General features: G+C 62.3%; 15 protein-coding genes. 7 read left to right on the top strand and 8 right to left on the bottom strand.

Features of this window, described 5'->3' with window-relative positions:
* Positions 1 to 55 precede the first annotated feature (55 nt).
* Complete coding sequence (dapD, locus tag QF092_RS15295) at positions 56 to 883, top strand: 2,3,4,5-tetrahydropyridine-2,6-dicarboxylate N-succinyltransferase (RefSeq protein ID WP_281465144.1); 828 nt, start codon at positions 56 to 58, stop codon at positions 881 to 883.
* A 169-nt stretch (positions 884 to 1,052) separates the two neighbouring features.
* Here dapD and QF092_RS15290 read toward each other — a convergent pair whose 3' ends face one another.
* Positions 1,053 to 2,603, bottom strand: coding sequence for a choice-of-anchor L domain-containing protein (locus QF092_RS15290; protein WP_281465142.1), 1,551 nt, complete (start codon positions 2,601 to 2,603; stop codon positions 1,053 to 1,055).
* A gap of 148 nt (positions 2,604 to 2,751) precedes the next feature.
* On the opposite strand from QF092_RS15290, the gene QF092_RS15285 reads away from it, so the two are divergent.
* Entirely contained in the window at positions 2,752 to 3,102 is a 351-nt protein-coding gene (locus QF092_RS15285; protein WP_281465140.1) for a hypothetical protein, read from the top strand.
* 3 nt (positions 3,103 to 3,105) lie between these two features.
* Here the strand turns inward: QF092_RS15285 and QF092_RS15280 are convergent, their stop codons facing one another.
* On the bottom strand, positions 3,106 to 4,095 hold the full coding sequence (locus QF092_RS15280; RefSeq protein ID WP_281465138.1) for a Hint domain-containing protein: 990 nt from the start codon (positions 4,093 to 4,095) through the stop codon (positions 3,106 to 3,108).
* A 1-nt stretch (position 4,096) separates the two neighbouring features.
* Entirely contained in the window at positions 4,097 to 5,677 is a 1,581-nt protein-coding gene (locus QF092_RS15275; RefSeq protein WP_281465135.1) for a Hint domain-containing protein, read from the bottom strand.
* 198 nt (positions 5,678 to 5,875) lie between these two features.
* Here QF092_RS15275 and dapE point away from each other — a divergent pair, with 198 nt between their 5' ends.
* Both dapE and QF092_RS15265 read left to right on the top strand, forming a co-directional pair.
* Positions 5,876 to 7,021, top strand: a complete 1,146-nt coding sequence (dapE, locus tag QF092_RS15270) for a succinyl-diaminopimelate desuccinylase (RefSeq protein ID WP_281465133.1) — start codon at positions 5,876 to 5,878, stop codon at positions 7,019 to 7,021.
* Between the two features lie 2 nt (positions 7,022 to 7,023).
* Entirely contained in the window at positions 7,024 to 7,443 is a 420-nt protein-coding gene (locus QF092_RS15265) for a GNAT family N-acetyltransferase (protein ID WP_281465131.1), read from the top strand.
* A 40-nt stretch (positions 7,444 to 7,483) separates the two neighbouring features.
* On the opposite strand, the gene QF092_RS15260 is transcribed toward QF092_RS15265, so the two are convergent.
* From QF092_RS15260 to QF092_RS15240, 5 genes are all read right to left on the bottom strand, one after another.
* On the bottom strand, positions 7,484 to 9,100 hold the full coding sequence (locus QF092_RS15260; protein WP_281465130.1) for an ABC transporter ATP-binding protein: 1,617 nt from the start codon (positions 9,098 to 9,100) through the stop codon (positions 7,484 to 7,486).
* Between the two features lie 4 nt (positions 9,101 to 9,104).
* Positions 9,105 to 10,019, bottom strand: a complete 915-nt coding sequence (locus tag QF092_RS15255) for an ABC transporter permease (protein WP_281465127.1) — start codon at positions 10,017 to 10,019, stop codon at positions 9,105 to 9,107.
* Positions 10,020 to 10,023: 4 nt separating this feature from the next.
* Entirely contained in the window at positions 10,024 to 10,977 is a 954-nt protein-coding gene (locus QF092_RS15250; RefSeq protein ID WP_281465125.1) for an ABC transporter permease, read from the bottom strand.
* Positions 10,978 to 11,090: 113 nt separating this feature from the next.
* The gene (locus QF092_RS15245) at positions 11,091 to 12,653 is read right to left on the bottom strand and encodes an ABC transporter substrate-binding protein (RefSeq protein ID WP_337250646.1); all 1,563 of its coding nucleotides are present in this window, start codon (positions 12,651 to 12,653) and stop codon (positions 11,091 to 11,093) included.
* A 337-nt stretch (positions 12,654 to 12,990) separates the two neighbouring features.
* The gene (locus QF092_RS15240) at positions 12,991 to 15,411 is read right to left on the bottom strand and encodes a GcvT family protein (RefSeq protein WP_281465123.1); all 2,421 of its coding nucleotides are present in this window, start codon (positions 15,409 to 15,411) and stop codon (positions 12,991 to 12,993) included.
* Between the two features lie 178 nt (positions 15,412 to 15,589).
* Between QF092_RS15240 and QF092_RS15235 the strand changes: the two genes are divergently transcribed.
* The 3 genes from QF092_RS15235 to hisD are packed head-to-tail and all read left to right on the top strand — an operon-like array spanning position 15,590 to position 19,608.
* Positions 15,590 to 17,128: a trimethylamine methyltransferase family protein gene (locus tag QF092_RS15235; protein WP_281465122.1), complete on the top strand. Its 1,539-nt coding sequence runs from the start codon at positions 15,590 to 15,592 to the stop codon at positions 17,126 to 17,128.
* The gene (locus QF092_RS15230) at positions 17,129 to 18,328 is read left to right on the top strand and encodes a DegT/DnrJ/EryC1/StrS family aminotransferase (RefSeq protein WP_281465120.1); all 1,200 of its coding nucleotides are present in this window, start codon (positions 17,129 to 17,131) and stop codon (positions 18,326 to 18,328) included.
* Positions 18,325 to 19,608: a histidinol dehydrogenase gene (gene hisD, locus QF092_RS15225; RefSeq protein WP_281465118.1), complete on the top strand. Its 1,284-nt coding sequence runs from the start codon at positions 18,325 to 18,327 to the stop codon at positions 19,606 to 19,608. The genes QF092_RS15230 and hisD overlap by 4 nt, the downstream gene beginning before the upstream one ends.
* The last annotated feature ends 42 nt before the right edge of the window (positions 19,609 to 19,650 follow it).

Here is a 19,650-nt window from a genome sequence, read left to right as displayed (position 1 = left end):
TTCGGCCTCTCTATAGGGTCGCACCTGATCAGACCAATCAAAAGGGGGGAAGGCCATGACCTACGCCGCGCTCGAAGCCGCCATCGAAACCGCGTGGGATGCCCGCGACACCATCACCCCCGCCACCAAGGGCGAGGCGCGCGATGCCATCGAGGCCACGCTCAACGCCCTCGACAGCGGCACCCTGCGCGTGGCCGAACGGCAGGCCGACGGGCAGTGGCACGTCAACCAATGGGCCAAGAAGGCCGTCCTTCTGGGCTTCCGCATCAAGGATATGGAACATCACGCAGGCGGCCCGCAGGGCGGCGGCTGGTGGGACAAGGTCGACAGCAAATTCCACGGCTGGGGCCCCGACCAGTGGAAAGCAGCAGGCTTCCGCGCCGTCCCCAACTGCGTCGTGCGCCGCTCGGCCCATATTGCCAAGGGCGTGGTGCTGATGCCCTCTTTCGTCAACCTCGGTGCCTATGTCGATGAAGGCACCATGGTCGACACCTGGGCCACCGTCGGCTCCTGCGCCCAGATCGGCAAGAATGTCCACCTCTCGGGTGGTGTCGGCATCGGCGGCGTCCTCGAACCCATGCAGGCCGGCCCAACGATCATCGAGGACAATTGCTTCATCGGCGCCCGCTCCGAGGTTGTCGAAGGCTGTATCGTGCGCGAAGGCTCCGTCCTCGGCATGGGCGTCTTCATCGGCAAATCGACCAAGATCGTCGATCGCGAAACCGGCGCCGTGATGTATGGCGAGGTGCCCGCAGGCTCCGTCGTCGTCGCAGGCTCCATGCCCTCGAAAAACGGCATCAACCTCTACTGCGCCGTGATCGTGAAAAAGGTCGACGCCCAAACCCGCTCCAAGACCTCGATCAACGAACTCCTGCGCGACTGATGCAACGGGTGGGGTGCAACCCCACCCTACCCCGGCCGGAAGGGGCAGACGGAACCCTGCCCTTTCACCTTGGCCCAAATACTCACCTGCACGGCAAACCCCGCGCGCCACGCCTCAGGAACGCCCCCCTTAGGACGGGCCATCCGGCCGATGATCCAAAACTGTTCCGTCACCCCGCCAAAAGACGCGCCTCACGCGCCTTCAACTCCACCCGCGCCAGCGGCCCATAGGCCGCGCCATCCTCGCGCAAGGCCGGGAACAGCCGCAGCACCTCATCCCGCGCCTCGGCGTCACATCCCGCCAGACTGCCCGGATGATAGCTTTCGCAGGCCAACCCATTCGCCACCACCACCTCATGCCGGTCAAAGAGCAGGTGCAGATAGGCAACCTCGCCCCCCTCCACCACCCGCACGGCGCGGCCATCCACCAGATGCTGCGCCTTAACCAGAACCTCCGCCTCGCCAAACAGCAGCTCTGCCCGCGCCCCCGTCACAAGAACCCGATGATTGGGCGACAGGCGCACCGTCCCATGATCACCGAAGGTTCCCGCCGCGATTTCCACCGGCGCATCCGCCCCCACCGCCGCCCGCACCACACGCCCAACCCAGCGCAGCACTTGCGCCCCATGATCCCGCGTCAGCACGGCATCCCCAACCCGCAACCGTTCCACTGGCACGCGCCCACCTGGCACATCGATCAACGTGCCTTCCGTGAAACAGGCGATCATGTTGAGCTTGATAAAGGCCACATCCGTGGTGCCGACCCCATCGGTCACCTCGTAGGTGATCACCTGGTCCTGCGTACTTTTCATGGACTGGAAATACAGCTTCCCATCCTTGCCCAGCGTGATCACCTCGCCGGTGGACAGCTTGACGCTGTCCCCCGCCACCACATCGACCCCGTTGATCTTTGTGACGGTCAACGGATCGCCCAAGCTGGAACTGTCATTGCTTAGCACATCCAGCACACCCTCCTCGCCCTGCCGAAGGGTGATCTCGTCATCCTGCGCGATCATCGCCACCTGCACCGAGTCCGCCGCGATCATCACCGCCGAATCGAAGGCCCCGTCGCCACCATCGGCAATCGCCATGCGGAACGTGTTCACCTCTCCCGCGGTGACCGGCACCTTCAGGGTCAGCGTCACGGTAAAGCCGTCCATTTCGGTGTTATAGGTGTTCGATGAAGCCGGGTTATCGACATAGAGGTTCGAATTGACCTTGTCGTTGATATTGTCGATCGAAATCGCGCCGCTGCCCACCACCAGTTCAGCAGGCACCCCGTTCACCCAAACGGCAAAGGCATCGTTGAAGCCGGAATTCACATATTCCAGATATTCTTCCGAAGACCAGACGATCTGCATCGTCAGCAAATCGCCCGATGGCACGAAATTCGCCTGAAAAACCGCCGCATCAAAGGTTGTCTGACCCGACACCTTGCTCAGCATATCGTCGCCGGTCCTGCCGAAATCCGTCGATGTCCCGGATGAGATGTTTGCATCCCCCGACGATTGCGTGAAGTCCGACACCTTCCCGGTTGATAGGATCAGCCCGCTATCCGAAGGCGCAACCCCTGGCATCGTCGTTTCGGCCCCCGAATAGATGCCGACCTGACCCGACTGCCCGCTATAGCTGGCGGAAACGATCTTCACCCCGGCACCAAAGATGGTCTGCGCCATCTGTTCGGCACTCGCGGAATCGATCCGCAATTCCATATCGGCCATCTTCACGCACTCCTCGCAATGCCACCCCACAAGGAACGGCACCGAAGACCGACATGTTAACCTTAATTAACTCCCCTCCCGCCCGGCATCGCTTTGCGCTTCGCCCGTGGGGATGCTATCGCAGCCCCAGCACAGCGGAGCCTGCGACATGACCGACGACGCCCCCAGCCCCGAAAAGCGCGCCGCCAAACGGCCGCAACAGGTCTATACCCTTGTCGTTGAAGTGGGCCGCAAACCGGGCGATGGCCTGCCCGACAAGGCCACCGGGGCCGCGCTCATGTGCTATGCTTCCGGCGTGGATGAGGAAGAGGCCGTCCGCGAAACCGTCGCCATTTTGAAACAGGCCGACCTCGCCCCCCTCGACGTGTCGGGCTACGGCACGCTCGACGATCGGCTTAAGGCCGGGGATGAGATTGACGCCGAAGAACGCGCCCTCATGCAACGGGCGCTTGATGAAAACTCGGTCATCGTCGCCCAGATGACGCCCTTCTTCGACTGATGCCTACACCACCCGCCGCTGCAACCGCAGCAGCGCCGAACGCAGCGACTGCGCCTCATATCCATCCAGCAACCGCCGCACAGGCGGCTGCCCCGCCGGGCCCGCCGTTGCCAGCACACAGCCATCCGCCAGCACCAGTTCCGGCGACCCAAGGTCCAGCACCACGCCCATCGCGACCGCACGCCGACTGTCGGCAACCGCCATCTGCCCATCCGCCAGATGCCGCGCCAGAACCAGCACCTCTTCCTCGCCGAACAGATACTCCGCCTCTGGCCCGCCGACCCAGACAGGCTGATCGGGCGACACAAGGATATCCTCCCGCGCCCCGTAATAGGGCGCGCGCAGCCGGATCGGCGCAAGGCTACCCCGACTTGGCACCGCGATCCGCGTGACCCCGGTCACCGCCACCGCGCCATTCTCCTGCGTCACGACCCTGTCGCCGGGCTTCAGAAGCCCGGCCTGAACCGCACCGCGCTGCGTCTCGACCGGCGTCGCCACGCCCAGCCACGCCTGCGGTTGCGGCAAGGCCGCGCCCTCGGTCACCCCGAACCACAGCACCGCCGGATGCCGCATCACCCCCGGCCCGCCGGTGCAAAGCAGCCGCAGATCGTCCCAGCGCAGGGGCAATACTCGCGCCCCCTCTGCCGCAATCCGCCGCCCGTCCTGCTCAAGGGTCAATGACCAGCGCCCCGCCCCAGAATCCCAGCCAAACCGCAACTGCGCCACACCGGGTTTCTGCGGCAAAGGCCCCGGCAGCACATGGCGCAACACCCGCCCGCCCTGCCGATGCAGCAGCGCAATTCCCGCCCCCAGATCGTGAAACAACGACAGCGCCACTTCCGACGCGCCCTCACCCAGCCGCAGGTCCAATAGGACCGCCGCCCCTGCCAAGGGAAGCTCGATCTCCAACACCAAAAGCCCACGCGCCAAGTCATCCCCTTCCGGCAAGGCCAGAGGGGCAGTCTGATCCGAAAGGGCAATCCAGCGGGTCAATTCATGCGGCGGTGTTTACCAAACTTCCCCGCATCATGACCTCTGCCTCGAATCCGCGCAACACACGCCGCGCCGTCGGGCCATATCCAACCCCGGTTTCCGGGTCGATTTCGGGGAAAAGCGCCGAAAGCTCTGCCCGCGCGCCCATTTCCAACCCGGCAAGCGATGTCGCACCGGGATAGAAGCTCTCGCTCGGCAGGCCCTCGGCCCAGACCACCTGATGGCGGTCGAACATAAGATGCAGATACTCCACCTCGCCCCCCGGCTTGCGCCGGATGCTGTGGTCATTCACCAGATGCTTGGCCGCAACAAGCACCTCGTCCTCGCCAAACAGAATCTCGGCCCGTGCGCCGGTCAAAAGCACCCGATGCTCGGGCGACAGGCTCACCGCACCATGATCGCCCAGCGCCCCGGCAGCAAAGGCAATGGGCGCGAAATCACCCGCCGCCGCCACCCGCCGCCGCCCGATCCACCGCACAGGCCGCGCGCCCTCATCCCGCGTCATCACAAGATCGCCCGGCACCACCTCTTCCACCGCCACAAGGCCGTGCGGCGTCAGGATACGGCACCCCGCCACAAAGCAATGCACGATGTTCAGCGTCACCATGCCGACATCGCTTGCGCCCTGACCGTTCGAGATGGTGTAGGTAAAGCTCTGTGTCTCCACCGTGGCATCCGTCACCACCGTAAAGGTTCCGTTGGCGTTCAGCGTGATCTGCTCGCCCGAAGACAGCGTGATCGTCTGCCCCGCCACCACGGGCTGCCCATTCACATGCGTGATCGTCAGCGTGCCTTGCGTGCTCGAGTCATTGGCCAGCACATCAATGGTCGTGGCCTCATTGGGATCCACCTGAACCACATCAGACTGCGCCACGATGGATGTCTGAAGCGAATCCCCCGCGATCAGAAGGTTCGAATCCCACCCCGCATCGCCCACATCGGCAATCCCGATCCGGATCGTGTTCTGCACCCCCGCCGTGACCGGGATGGACAGCGACAGCGTCACCGTGAACCCGTCCATCTCGGTGTTATAGGCGTCGGTCGTGTTGTCCACGAACAGGTTCTGCTGCGTTGCTCCGTTGATGTTGTTGACGCTGGCCGTGCCGCCATTGACGACCATGGGCACCGACTGCCCATTCACCCAGACGCCAACCACATCGTTGAAGCTGGAATTGATATATTCCGGATATTCTTCCGATGCGAAAACGAACTGCATCGTCAGAACATTGCCCGTCGGCGTGAAGGTCACGTCCAGCCATGACGCATCAAAAGTCTGCGCCCCGGCCAAGGCGTTGAACAGGGCGTTGCCGTCCGGCCCGCTCGTATTCGTCGAGGTGCCGGCGCTGCGGTTCGGATCCCCGTTCGATTGCGTAAAACTCCGCACATCCCCTGTCGACAGGATCACGCCGGTTTCCGAGGGCACCACACCCGGTGCCAATTGTCCGTTCGAATAGATCGCCGAGGACGTATTCGCCCCGGTATAGCTTGCACTATTCACCACAACGCCGGTCCCGAAGATGGCATTCGCCATCTGCATCGCCGTCGCCCCGGTGTTGTAAGTCAGTTCCGCGCCTGTCGCCATTCGCCCGATCCCACTGCCCCGCCGCCCCCGGCAGAAGATTAATCTTTTTTAACCAATGATGGCAAAATAGACCCAAAGTATGGCCGTGATCGCGCAATAGTCAGGCAGCATCCATACTTCGCGTATCACCAAAGGCCCCGTTGCGACCCCCGCACGCAGGGGCTATCCCATGGCAAATGCATCCATAAGGCCCGTGCCATGCCCACCGATCCCGCCGCCCTGACCGCCGCCCTGATCCGCTGCCCCTCGGTCACCCCCACCGAAGGCGGCGCCTTGGTGCTTCTGGAAGACCTGCTGTCAAAAGCAGGCTTTGCCTGCGCGCGGGTGGACCGGAACGGCACCGCCAACCTCTTCGCCCGCTGGGGCGCACGCGGTGCCAACCGCAGCTTCGGCTTCAACGGGCACACGGATGTCGTCCCCGTGGGCGACCGCGCGGCCTGGACGCAAGACCCGTTCGGCGCAGCCATTGTGGACGGCTGGATGTATGGGCGCGGAGCCACCGACATGAAATCCGGCGTCGCCGCCTTCGCCGCCGCCGCCATCGACTTCGTCACCGAAACGCCCCCCGACGGCGCCGTGATCCTTGCCATCACAGGGGATGAAGAGGGTGACGCCACCGATGGCACCGTGGCCCTTCTCGACTGGATGGCACAGCAGGGCGAACGCATGACCCATTGCCTTGTCGGCGAACCCACCTGCCCCGATCACATGGGCCAGATGATGAAGATCGGCCGCCGTGGGTCACTCACCGCATGGTTCACGGCGACCGGGGTGCAAGGCCATTCCGCCTATCCCCACCGCGCCAAAAATCCCATGCGCGCGCTGACAACGCTCCTCTCCGGCCTGCCCGATCAGTTGGATGAGGGCACGGATCATTTCGATCCCTCCACGCTCCAGATCACCACGGTGGATTGCGGCAACCCCGCCAATAACGTCATCCCCGCCAAGGGGACCGCCACCGTCAATATCCGCTTCAACGACGCCCATTCGGGCGAAACCATCGCCACATGGCTGAAATCCGAAGCCGCCAAGGTAGAGGCAGAGACCGGCGTCCAGATCGCCACCCGAATCCAGATTTCGGGCGAAAGCTTCCTCACCCCCCCCGGCGACCTGTCGGCCCTGATCTCGCGCGCCGTGCAGGCAGAAACCGGTATCACCCCGGAACTTTCCACCACCGGCGGCACCTCGGATGCCCGCTTCGTCAAGAACCACTGCCCCGTGGTCGAATTCGGCCTCGTCGGCAAGACGATGCATCAGGTCGATGAACGGGTCGAACTGGCGCAAATCCACCAGCTCAAATCCATCTACAGCCGCATCCTGCGTGACTATTTCGCCGCCGCCTGACCATGACGATTCACATTGCCCCCACCCGCGACATCACCACCTGCCGCCACCTCCGCCGCGTGGTCTTCATCGAAGAACAGGGCGTGCCGGAAGAGGATGAGATCGACGACAAGGACGACACCGCCCTTCACCTTCTCGCCACCGAAAACGACACCCCCGTCGGATCCGCCCGCCTTCTGCTGCAAGGAAAGACGGGCAAGATCGGCCGTGTCTGCGTGTTGAAGTCCCATCGCGGCACAGGCCTCGGCGCAGCCCTAATCCGCGCCGCGCTCACGGAACTCCGCGCCCAAGGCATGACGACCGCCAAACTCGGCAGTCAAACGCACGCCATCGGCTTCTACGAACGCCTTGGTTTCACGGCCACTGGCCCGGAATACATGGATGCAGGCATCCCCCATCGCGACATGGTGTTGACGCTCTGACCCGTTCAGAGCAGGGCCCCTGCAAAACGTCCCCGCCTGATCATGCAAGCTCGCCCCGCGCGGCGAGCAGTCGGTTCAACCAATCCGGGTCCATCTCAGGCACCGACGATAGCAACAGCTTGGTGTAGTCCTCTTGCGGGGCCGCAAAGAGCGCCGCCTTGGGCCCCCGTTCGACCACCACACCTTGCTGCATCACCACGACCTCATCTGCGATGGACCTTACCGTTGCCAGATCATGGGTGATGAACATGTAAGCGAGGTTCAACTCGTCTTGCAGCCGGGCCAGAAGCTTCAGGATGCCCTCTTGCACAATCTGGTCGAGGGCACTGGTCACCTCGTCGCAGATGATCAGCTGCGGCTCGGCAGCAAGGGCGCGCGCAATTCCGATCCGCTGCTTCTGTCCGCCCGAAAGTTCGCCGGGCAGCCGGTCAATGTACTTGTCGGGGTCAAGCTCGATCAATGAGAGCAGGTCACGGATGCGGTCATCCAGAGCTTTTCCCCTAAGGCCCAGATACATTTCGGCGGGCCGACCGATCAGCTCTCGCAGCCGCAGCTTGGGATTCAAGGCAGTGTCGGCCATCTGGTAGATCATCTGGCACTGGCGCAATTCGTCGCGCGAGCGGGCCCTGAACTCGGGCGGCAACGGCTTGCCGTTGAACAGCACCTCACCATTTCGCGGCGGAAGAAGGCCCGTGATGACGCGCGCGGTCGTGGACTTGCCTGACCCGCTTTCGCCCACCACGGCGACCGTGCGGCGGGCATGGATATCAAAACTTACGTCCGTCAGCACATTGACCTTGCCATACCCAGCCGTAACGTTCCGCACCGAAACGACCGGAGTTCCCGTCGCAGACGGCTGTTCCGGGCGGGCAAAGCTGCGGACAGCCCAAAGGCTTTTCGTATAGTCATCACGCGGCTCGGCCAGCATTTTGCGGGTGTTCGCTTCTTCCACCTCGTTGCCGCGCAAAAGCACCTTGATGCGGTCTGCCATCTGCGCCACCACGGCAAGGTCATGCGTGATATAGATTGCCGCTGTCCCGAACTGGCGGACGATGTCGCGGATCGCCGCCAGAACCTCGATCTGTGTCGTGACATCAAGCGCTGTGGTCGGTTCGTCGAAGATGATCAGGTCAGGCCGGCACGCCATGGCCATCGCCGTCATCGCCCGTTGCAACTGCCCGCCCGAAACCTGATGCGGATAACGGAACCCGATCTCCTCGGGATTGGGCAGGCGCATACGACGGTAAAGCTCAATGGCATCAGCCTCGGCTTTCTCTCGCGGCATCACCCGATGAATGACAGGGGCCTCGCAATATTGGTCAATAAGCTTGTGCGCAGGGTTGAAACTGGCGGCTGCCGACTGTGCGACATAAGCGATGCGCTTTCCGCGCAAGCCTCGGCGCTCAATTTCGGATGCCGTACGCAGATCGATGCCGTCAAAGTCGATTGTCCCGCCCGAGATGCGGCATCCGTCGCGGGCAAAACCCATCGCCGCCAGACCCAGCGTCGACTTTCCCGCCCCGGACTCACCGATCAGCCCAAGGACCTCTCCCCTGTGAAGGGTCAGGTCAACGCCCTTGACGATCGGGTGCCACGCATCGCCCGAACGCCCCTCAATCTGCAGACCCTTTATGGTCAGAAGCACCTTCTTTTCCATTGGGTCACTCCTTCAATCCGCTGGCGCGGTGCAATTGCCAGTCGACGACGAAGTTCACTGCCACGGTCAGCAGTGCAATCGCTCCGGCAGGAAGCAGCGGCGTGATGTCACCAAAGGTCATCAGCGTGGCGTTCTCCCGCACCATGCTGCCCCAATCGGCAGTTGGCGGCTTGATCCCAAGCCCAAGGAACGACAGCGCAGAGATGGAAAGGAAAACGAAACAGAACCGCAGGCCGAACTCTGCCACAAGCGGTGCCATGGCATTCGGCAGGATCTCACGATGGATCAGATGCCAATTCGACTCGCCGCGCAGACGCGCCGCTTCAATGTAGTCCATCACGACAATCCCCTGCGCGACGGAACGCGCCAACCTAAAGACACGGGTCGCATCCACAGCCGCGATGACAAGGATCAGCGTCAAAACCGAAGTGCCAAAGATCGTGAGCAGAAGAAGCGAAAAGATCAAAGCCGGTATGGCCATAAGCGCATCCACAAAGCGGGACGTCCACTGATCCAGCCACCCACCCACCAAGGCTGCCCAAATGCCCAAGATAGAGCCGACAAAAAAAGCCAGCGCCGTCGTTACAAAGGCAATCCCCACGGTGTTTCGTGCACCATAGATCAGCCGTGTCAGCATATCGCGCCCAAGCTTGTCGGTACCAAGATAATGCGGAGCCGCCCACGGCAGATATTGGGCACCGACGACCTCTCCCTCGCCAAAGGGGGCAAGGAACGGCCCAAAGACAGCGACAAGAACGTAGAATAGGATCACAGCAAGTCCGAAGGACGCGGTAAGCGGCATGTCGCGGAAAGTCGGCTTGTGTGCCTCCGATGCCAGGCTCTTCATTGCGACGCGCGCCGCAACGCCAATCACAAAGAAAAGGGCAAGCGCTGCGACCAGAAAGACGATCACATTCATGCCGTTACCTCTGATGCATCAGCCGCGGGTTGGTGATCGTCGAGAGCACATCCGCGATTAGGTTCAGCAATACATATGCGGCCGCAAAGATCAGGGCGATGGCCTGCACGACTGGAATATCGCGGTTGGTGACCGCATCCACCATCAACTGCCCCAGACCCGGATAGACGAAGACCACCTCGACGACGACGACCCCGGTAATAAGATAGGCAAGGTTCAGCGCCACCACATTGATGATCGGGGCAAGCGCATTCGGCACGGCATGGCGCAGCACGACACGAAGCGGGGCCATGCCCTTAAGCCGCGCCATCTCGATATAGGGGTTGGCCAACAGGTTGATGATCGCCGCACGGGTCATCCGCATCATATGCGCGGTGACGACAAGCGTCAGTGTCAGCGCCGGCAGGAAGCACATGTAAAGCATGTCGCCAAAGGTCGTGGCCGGGGTAATCCGCACCATGGACGGGAAAAAGCCCGTTTGGCTAAGCCAGAGGATCAGGATGTAAGCCACGAAGAACTCGGGAAACGAGATCGCCGTCAAGGCGAGAGAATTCGATGCCCGGTCAAAGATTGAGTTCCGCCACAGCGCCGCCAAGACACCCAAGATCAGCGACAGCGGCACCGACATTGCAGCGGCATAAAGCGCCAGGAACATCGTGTGTTCCAGGCGTGTTCCGACCAATTCCAAGATAGGCTTTTTCGTTGCCATAGAGACGCCGAAATCGCCATGAAGCACGCCCGTCAGCCAGTTCCAATAGCGAACGGGGGCCGGCTCGTTCAGGCCAAGTTGCGCCCGCAAGGCGGCAAGCGTTTCTTCGGTCGCGGACTGGCCAAGCAATTCGCGCGCAAGGTCACCCGGCAAAAGCTCCGTCGCACCAAAGATCACGACCGAAATCACAAAGAGCGTCAGAAGACCCAGAAGAAGTCTCCGCCCGATCATCGCCAGGATGGCGCTCATGTCTTTCCCCCCGTTTCCGTCAGGCCCGGCGGTTCTTGCGCCGCCTTTGATAAAAAGCAGCCGGGACGCGGGCAGGCATTGCCCACCCGCGTCCCGGCCTCAAGCAATAGGGATCAGGCCATCCACCAGCGCTCGACGCAGCGGAAACCATCGAGGTTCCAGTTGTTGCCGATCTTCTCGGGTGTAGCGATCGCATTCGAGACCGCCATCACATAGTTGTTGTACATCGGAATGATCGACGAACCTTCGAAGGAGACGAGTTGCTGCATCTCCTCGTACATCGCCCGACGCTTGGTGTCGTCCAACTCGGACCGTGCCGCGACCAAAAGCTCGTCGAACCGCGCATTCGTCCAGAAGCTTTCGTTCCATGCCCCACCACCCAAATAGGCCGTGGTGAACATCTGGTCTTCGGTCGGCCGCCCGCCCCAGTAGCTGGCGCAGAACGGCTTTTTCAACCAGACATTGTCCCAGTAGCCGTCATCCGGCACCCGGTCCACGGTGATGGTGATACCGGCAGCGGCGGCTTTCTCACTCATCAGGACTGCGGCATCAACCGCGCCCGAGAAGGCAGCGTTTGCCGCAGAAATCGTGACTTCAAGCTTATCCATCCCGGCTTCCTTGAGATGGAACTTGGCCTTGTCGGGATCGTAGGTCTTTTGCTCCATGCCGGCAAAGAAGTACCGGTTTGCCGGGCCGATCGGGTTGTCATTCGAGACCGAGCCATGGCCGGCCAGGATCTTGTCCACCAGTTCCTGCCGATCGAAGGAATATTTCAGCGCAAGACGCACATTGTTGTCGCTGAACGGCGCAGCGCGCGCGTCCATCGGGAAGGTGTAATGCGCGTTACCTGAAATCGACAGGATCTTGGCCACGCCCCGGCTTTCCAAAAGCCCGATCGAGGCAGGGTCGACCTGGTCGATCGTATCGACCTCGTTGGTGATCAGCGCGTTCAGTCGGGCGGCCGGATCGATGATCGTCAGCAGGATAAGCTGATCGAAATGCGCCCGGTCGCTCTTCCAGTAGTTCGGGTTGCGGTTCAGCGTGGCCTGCACGCCGGGCTCGTAGCTTTCCACAATGTAGCCCCCTGCGCCGTCGGACGAGGTGACGTCGATCTTGCCATCGATGCCCGGCATGATCGCGAGGTGGTAGTCCGACATCAGATAGGGGAAGTCCGCATTCGGGGCGTCGAGGGTAACGACAACATTGCCGCCATCCGCCTTGATGTCGGTCACCGGGTCGAAATAGGACTTCACCGCCGATGTCGAGGCTTCGCCCCGGTGGTGGTTCAGCGATGCAATCACGTCATCGACGGTCAGCGGTTTGCCGGAATGGAACGTCACCCCCTCGCGGATCTTGAAAATCCAGGTCGAGCCATCGGGCGACTCCCAGCTTTCGGCAATCTCCCCGACAAGCGACCCGTCCGCTGCGATCTCGATCAGGTAGTTGTGGCGCGCCGCCGCAAAGGTCTGCACATAAAGCTGGTCCCACAGGCCCGGATCGTAGGTATCCGTGGTCGAGCCATGGCCGATTCCAAGGCGGAACACGCCGCCCTTCTTCGGCTCGGCCCGCGCCCTTTGCATGGTCGCAGGCAGGATCAGGCCCGCCGCCGCCATTGCAGTGGCGCCCTTCAAGACGCCGCGCCGAGTCATACCCGGCTGAAGTATAAGGTTTTTCACGATTTTCCTCCCTGGTTTTTGGTGAACTATACGAGCGCGGATCCAACCTGTCCAACGCTGTCGCTTAGGGGTTTGGCCTTGGGTAACCCCGTCCCCACGCAAATCGTCGGCCCGAAGGCTGTCCCGTCATCATTGATCTGCACATATGACGCGTCATGGTACCGTCTCTCGCCGACCATGCCGATGTCCGCGAAGGATATCTAAGGCCATATGCCCGTCATTCGCGCCGAACAGCCAACCTTCGCGGGCATGTCGCCCTGTCCTTTTCATGCGATATCCAGCCGCAAGCCACACTGCGACAGCACCGCCTCCAACCTGCGGAACAGGGATGGACGGCTTAGGCGCGAACACGTGCATTCTCCGGATCATAAAGGCATTCCGGCACGACGACGGCAGAGATCGGTTCTCCGATCACCTCGACGAACAGCCTTGTACCCTCAGTCGCCAGGGCCGGTTCGACAAAACCCATGGCAATGTTCCTGCCCACCCTATGCCCCCAGGCGACCGAGGTGACCGATCCCACCACCCGACCTTCCGACAGGATCGCATCCCCGCCATGCGCCGTGGCATGTGTAGCATCCAGCACCATGGACACAAAGGCGCGGCGGGGTCCTGCGGCGACCCTTCTTTCCAGCGCAGCCTTGCCAATAAATGCGGGCTTATCCATCCTAACGAACCGTGCCAGACCGGTCTCAAAGGGGTCGAACTCCGTGACCAAATCAGCCTTCCAGTGCCGATACCCCTTTTCCAGCCGCATGGATTCAACGGCGTAAGAACCAAAGAGCCGCAATCCATGCGCCTCACCTGCCTTCCGCAAGGCCAGATAGGCCGCATAAAGCTGGGCGTTCGGGACGTGGATTTCGTAGGCCAACTCGCCCGAGAAGCTGACCGACATCACCACCGCAGGCGCGATCCCCACAAAGGCACGGCGCACGGATAACCAAGGAAAGGCTGTAGCCGACCAGTCACCGCGCGCGGCTGCCGACAACACCTCGCGCGACTTCGGACCGGCAAGAACAAGGATGGTGTAATCATTCGTCAGTGACCGAATGCGGACCGCCCCGTCCTTCGGTAGATGCGCCGTAAGCCAGTCCATGTCGTGATATTCCGACGCGGCAGCCGATCCATACCAGATTATGCCCTCGTCGATATTGGCCAGCGTGGCCTCTCCCTTGATGTTGCCATGGTGATTCAAAAGATAACCAAGGCCAACCTTCCCCACCTTCCGCGTCACCCGCCCGCAGAACATGCTGTCGAGCCAGTCCTGCGCCCCCAAGCCGGTGATCTCGAACCGATTGAAACCGCTGACTTCGGTCAACCCCACCCCGGTCTGCACGGCCCGGACTTCTTCTGCCACCACGTCGAACGTCTCGTTGAAGCGGAAGCTGTGGGTTTCGTGGAAATCGGGCCTAGGCTTGATGTAGGCCATCCTCTCCCAGCCATTGACCACGCCGAACTCCGCCCCTTCCGCCGCGAGGATTGGGGTCAAGGGCGTGGTCTTCATCGGGCGGCCTGCCGGGCGGTGTTCATGCGGCAGGTGGAAACGGAACTCGTTCTGATAGTCCTCAATCGCCTTCAGCGCCGTGAGTTCCACATTCGCATGGCCGGTAAAGCGACGCGGATCGGTAACCCAAGTGTCATATTCTGCCTCGCCATGCACGATTTGTTGGGCGAGCAGCCAGCCATGCCCACCGCCTTCCCCAATTCCAGCCCGCAAGCCGATGATGCAGAAGGCATTTCGCTTGCCGGGGATCGGGCCGACGAGGGGCGCCCCATCGATAGAATATGTGATCGGGCCGTTCACGATGGTGTGGATGCCGACCTCGGCCAGCGCAGGCATGCGCTTGAAGACGTTCTCCAGCACAGGAAGAACACGGTCGGTGTCGCTAGGGCATAGCGCGTTGACAAAGTTCGGGTCGATCCCGTCCAGCCCCCAAGTCCGGCAATCCTGTTCGTAAAAGCCAACGAGAAGGCCCTGCTTCTCTTGCCGCGAATAGAAATCGTCGATCGGGCATCGCAGCAGCGGTACGCGTTTCCCGAAGTCGATGATCCCTTGGATTGGCTCGGTCAGGAAATACTGATGCTCCATCGAGGCGACGGGGTGGTGCACGCCCATCATCGCGCCCACCTCATTCACGCGATAGCCGCAGGCGTTAACGACGATCTCGCAGGCAATGTCGCCTTGTTCGGTATGGACGATCCAACTGTCATCCTTAAGTTGCGAAAGGCCGGTGACGGGCGTGTTCCGATAGACTTCCGCTCCGGCCTTGCGCGCACGCCGCGCCAGCGCCTGGCAGAGTTGTGCGGGGTCAATGTCGCCATCCAGCGGATCCCACAGTCCACCGATCAGCCGGTCAGTAGTGATCAGCGGATGGCGGCGCGCACATTCGGCGGCATCGATGATCTCGAAATCCACCCCCATCACCTTGGCTTGACTGGCGAAGTGGCGATAGCCGTCCATGGTCGTTTCAGAATTTGCGAGACGAATACCCCCATCACCGTGGTGATAGTTGATCGGATAGTCGGGATCGGCTGCCAATTCCTTGTAAAGCTTGATGGAATGGCTCTTTAGGCCCACCATCGTCTGCGTCATCCCGAAGTTGGTGACCTGCGCGGCTGAATGCCAGGTGGTGCCCGATGTCAGTTCGTTGCGTTCGATCAGGACGACATCGGTCCAGCCTTCCTGAGTCAAATGATACAGGGTTGAACACCCTGCAATGCCGCCGCCGATCACCACCACGCGGGTCTGGGTCTTCATACCGGACACTCCTGCCTCTTGTTGCAAAATCAAGCGTCAAGGGACTTGGCTTCGTCAATGAACGCCCCGGGGGTTCAGGAAAAGCGAAGGGCGCGATCAATTCGTGTGAACCAGACGCTTCTGCGTTGTCACCGCCTGTGGCATGCCCCTCCTATGGCGCTGAATATCGGAGAGAACGATGAACGACGGTCAGACCGGGCGGCGGAGCGGGGGAAGGGCAGACCGGGTCGCGAAACGGGCCCTGCCGCCAGCCGTCAATCCCTGCCCACCGGGTCAGCGCGGCGGCCAGTATCGCCCCCTGTCCGAGGCCGACATGCAGGCGATCTACGGCACCGCATTGCGGCTGCTCTCTGACCTCGGCGTCGGCGAGGTGCCGGAGATCATGGTCAAGCCATTCCGGGCGGCGGGCGCAACCTTCGGTGACGGGCGCGTGTTTTTTCCGCGCGACTTGGTCGAACGTGTCATCGCTCTGTCTGCCAAGACCTTCACCTTTCACGGCCGCGATCCGGCCCGTTCGATCGAAGTGGGCGGAGACGCCGTACATCTTGGCACCGGGGGCGCAGCCGTCCTTACATTGGATATCGACAGCGGCGGCTACCGCCCCTCCACCCTTCGCGACCTTTACGACTTCACCCGGTTGCAAGACACCTTGACCAATGTCAGCTGGTTTACCCGATGCTGCGTGGCGACGGACTTGCCCGATATCTATGATCTGGACGTCAACACCGTCTTTGCCCTGATGAAGGGGACGACAAAACCCGTCGCCACTTCCTTCACCATCCACGATCATGTCGCGCCGATCATGCGGATGGTGGACATCGGGCTGGGGGGCGACGGGGCATCGGGCCTGTTCCGCGCCACGCCGTTTCTGAAGGCGCATATCTCACCAATGATCTCTCCCATGCGCTATGGCGAGGATGCGGTGATGGTCACTCTGGCCTGCATCGAACACGGCCTGCCCCTGTCTTGTATAACCGCCGCGCAGTCGGGGGCCACGGCGCCCGCAACGCTGGCCGGCTTCCTTGCGCAATCCTTGGCCGAGACACTGGCAAGCCTGATCATGGTCAACGTGATCAAGCCCGGCCATCCGATGGTGTTTTCGAACTGGCCGCTCGTCGTGGACTTGCGCACCGGGTCCTTTGTCGGGGGCGGTGGCGAAATCAGTGTGATGAACGCGGCTTCGGCACAGATTTCGAACTGGATCGGGCTGCCCTCGGGCGTCGCGTCCAGCATGACCGACGCCAAGGTGCCGGACGCACAATATGGGGCGGAAAAGGGGATTTCCTCGCTGGCTGCGGCCCTCGCAGGGGGGAACCTGATCTACGAATCCTCCGGCATGATGGCGTCTCTTCTCGGCGCGTCCTTTGAGGCCTTCATCCTCGACGACGAGATGCATTCCCTCATTTATCGCACCCTCCGCGGGGTAGAGGTGAATGAGGAAACGCTCGGCTATGACGCTATCTGCGAGGCCGTCCTCGGTCCCGGCCACTTCCTTGGCGGCGCGCATACCATCGCGGCGATGCAGCGAGATTATTTCTACCCGACAATCGCCGACCGCGACGCACCGGTGACATGGGACGAGAAAGGCCGCCCCGACGCATGGACCCGCGCCAAGGCCGCCGCGCGGCGTGTGCTGGAGACGCACCACCCCACCTATCTGACGCCCGAAGCCGAGGCACGGATGCGCGCCGAGTTTCCGATCCGGCTGGAGCCCTGAATGGAACGGTTCGGCAAAAGCTTTACCCAGCAAGAGCCGATTTCCGAGGCCGGCATCACCCGCGCCGTCGAGGTGCTGCGCAGCGGGCGACTGCACCGATACAACGTCGATCCGGGCGAAACCGGATCGGTGGCCGCTCTAGAACGCGCCTTTGCCGACTATATCGGTCAACCCTATTGCCTAGCCGTCACCTCGGGCGGGCAAGCGATGCAGATTGCTCTGCGCGCCGCCGGGATCGGGCCGGGGGACCGCGTCCTGACCAACGCCTTCACGCTCGCACCTGTGCCCGGCGCGATTGCGCTGGTGGGTGCTGTGCCAGTGCTGGTCGAAACGACCGATCAGTTGCGCCCTGATCTTGCCGATCTAGAGAGCAAGGCCTACGGCGCAGGAGCGAAGGCACTATTGCTGTCCAACATGCGTGGGCATCTGCCCGATATGGCGGCGGTAACCGCGATCTGTGCCCGCCATGACCTGATCCTGATCGAGGATTGCGCGCATACGATGGGGGCAACGTGGAAGGGCCGGTCAAGCGGCACCTTCGGCCTTGCAGGCTGTTTCTCGACCCAAACCTACAAGCACATGAACTCCGGCGAAGGGGGGCTTTTGGTGGCGTCTGACGCAGGGTTCATGGCGCGGGCGACGATGCTATCGGGGTCCTACATGATGTATGCCCGCCATGGCGCAGGACCCGCCGATGCGGATTTCGACAGCGCCAAATATCAGATGCCGAACGGATCGGCGCGTATGGATGCCGTCCGCGCCGCGATCCTGCTAGACCAGATCGCCAGCATGCCCGACCGGATAAAGCGGTGGAACGCGCTCTACCAAGCTGCCGCTGTGGGTTTTGCCACCATCCCCGGCGTGACACTGCCGCGACGACCGCAGGAGGAAGGCTTTGTCGGTTCATCGATCCAGTTCCTTGTAGGCCCTGACTGGACGCCGGGCCGCTGCCGCGCCTTTATCGCGGCCTGTGCAGCCCGGGGGGTCGAACTGAAATGGTTCGGCGCAGCGGCCCCACACGGCTTTACCAGCCGCTTCGACCACTGGCGCTTCGCGCCACAAGCGCCCTTGCCGCGCACCTCGGCCGTGCTGGCAAGGCTGTTCGACATGCGCCTGCCTCTGACCTTCACCCCTGCCGACTGCACGCTGATCGCCCAGATCATCGCCGAGGAAACAGCCCACGCGACGGAGGCTGCATGACCCCGACCTATCTCAAGCGTGGTGCAGCCAATGCCCCAGCCGATGCGGAAAACCTGTCTGGTACAGTCGCGGCCCTTCTGGCCGAACTGGAAACAGGACGCGAGGCAATGGCGCAACGCCTGTCGGCCGAGCTTGACCGTTGGCAAGGTGACATCGTGGTGTCCGAGGAGGCGATGGAAGCCGCCTGCGCGCGGGTTCCCCAAAGACTTAAGGACGACATCGCCTATGCCCATGAAAACATCGCCCGCTTTGCAGCGGCCCAGCGTGCCAGCATCAAGGAAACCGAGATCGAACTCCGCCCCGGTCTGACGGCGGGGCAGCGCCTGATCCCGGTCAATGCGGCCGGGTGTTATGTGCCGGGTGGGCGCTACAGCCATATCGCAAGCGCCATGATGACGGTGACGACGGCCAAGATTGCGGGGGTCCGCCACATCGCGGCCGTCTCACCTCCGCGCGCCGATGCCCCGGCCGGGGTGCCAGACGCGATCCTCTACACATTGCGCCATTGCGGCGCAGACCGCGTTCTTGCTCTGGGCGGCATTCAAGGGGTGGCGGCGCTGGCCTTTGGCCTGTTCGGCCTGCCCCCGGCGGACATCCTCGTCGGCCCCGGCAACCAATATGTCGCAGAGGCAAAGCGTCTTCTTTATGGCCGGGTCGGCATCGACATGGTGGCAGGCCCGACCGACAGCATGGTCATCGCGGATTCCTCCGCAGACCCTGTGATCGTCGCATGGGATCTTATCGGGCAGGCCGAGCATGGGGCGAATTCGCCGGTCTGGCTGGTAACGGACAGCCCAGAACTTGCCACGGAAGTGGCGCGCCTTGCGCCCCTTTTCGCCGCCGAACTCCCCCAACCCAACCGGGCTGCGGCCGAGGCGGCATGGACCAATCTTGGCGAGATCATCCTCTGCGATGGGCCTGAAGCAATGGCCGCGACCGCCGACAGCATCGCGCCGGAACATCTGCATGTGCAGGCGGCAAAACTTGACTGGTGGAAGGCACGGCTTTCCGCCTATGGCAGCCTCTTCCTCGGCGCAGAAAGCACCGTGGCCTTCGGTGACAAGGCGGCGGGGACAAACCACGTCCTGCCCACCTCTGGCGCCGCGCGTTACACGGGCGGTCTGTCCGTCCACAAGTTCCTGAAAACAGTGACTTGGCAAAAAGTGACGCCCGAGGCGCTGCCGCAACTGGCAGCCGTCACCGCCAGCATCAGCCGCTTTGAGGGCATGGAGGGCCACGCCCGCACCGCCGATATCAGACTGGAGAAATTTCTGCGCTAATTCCCGGCACTTTTGGCCCTTGGCATATCGCCGGGGGTTTCA

Source organism: Fuscovulum ytuae (assembly GCF_029953595.1).
In the GTDB taxonomy this organism is placed as follows: Bacteria; Pseudomonadota; Alphaproteobacteria; order Rhodobacterales; family Rhodobacteraceae; genus Paragemmobacter; species Paragemmobacter ytuae.
This window is presented reverse-complemented; position numbering and strand designations above follow the sequence as displayed.

What these genes read in the sequence shown, in the direction of transcription:
- dapD (WP_281465144.1), top strand. Translation starts at nt 56, where the DNA reads ATGACCTACGCCGCGCTCGAAGCCGCCATCGAAACCGCGTGGGATGCC.
- QF092_RS15290 (WP_281465142.1), bottom strand. Translation starts at nt 2,603, where the DNA reads ATGGCCGATATGGAATTGCGGATCGATTCCGCGAGTGCCGAACAGATG.
- QF092_RS15285 (WP_281465140.1), top strand. Translation starts at nt 2,752, where the DNA reads ATGACCGACGACGCCCCCAGCCCCGAAAAGCGCGCCGCCAAACGGCCG.
- QF092_RS15275 (WP_281465135.1), bottom strand. Translation starts at nt 5,677, where the DNA reads ATGGCGACAGGCGCGGAACTGACTTACAACACCGGGGCGACGGCGATG.
- dapE (WP_281465133.1), top strand. Translation starts at nt 5,876, where the DNA reads ATGCCCACCGATCCCGCCGCCCTGACCGCCGCCCTGATCCGCTGCCCC.
- QF092_RS15265 (WP_281465131.1), top strand. Translation starts at nt 7,024, where the DNA reads ATGACGATTCACATTGCCCCCACCCGCGACATCACCACCTGCCGCCAC.
- QF092_RS15260 (WP_281465130.1), bottom strand. Translation starts at nt 9,100, where the DNA reads ATGGAAAAGAAGGTGCTTCTGACCATAAAGGGTCTGCAGATTGAGGGG.
- QF092_RS15255 (WP_281465127.1), bottom strand. Translation starts at nt 10,019, where the DNA reads ATGAATGTGATCGTCTTTCTGGTCGCAGCGCTTGCCCTTTTCTTTGTG.
- QF092_RS15250 (WP_281465125.1), bottom strand. Translation starts at nt 10,977, where the DNA reads ATGAGCGCCATCCTGGCGATGATCGGGCGGAGACTTCTTCTGGGTCTT.
- QF092_RS15240 (WP_281465123.1), bottom strand. Translation starts at nt 15,411, where the DNA reads ATGAAGACCCAGACCCGCGTGGTGGTGATCGGCGGCGGCATTGCAGGG.
- QF092_RS15235 (WP_281465122.1), top strand. Translation starts at nt 15,590, where the DNA reads ATGAACGACGGTCAGACCGGGCGGCGGAGCGGGGGAAGGGCAGACCGG.
- QF092_RS15230 (WP_281465120.1), top strand. Translation starts at nt 17,129, where the DNA reads ATGGAACGGTTCGGCAAAAGCTTTACCCAGCAAGAGCCGATTTCCGAG.
- hisD (WP_281465118.1), top strand. Translation starts at nt 18,325, where the DNA reads ATGACCCCGACCTATCTCAAGCGTGGTGCAGCCAATGCCCCAGCCGAT.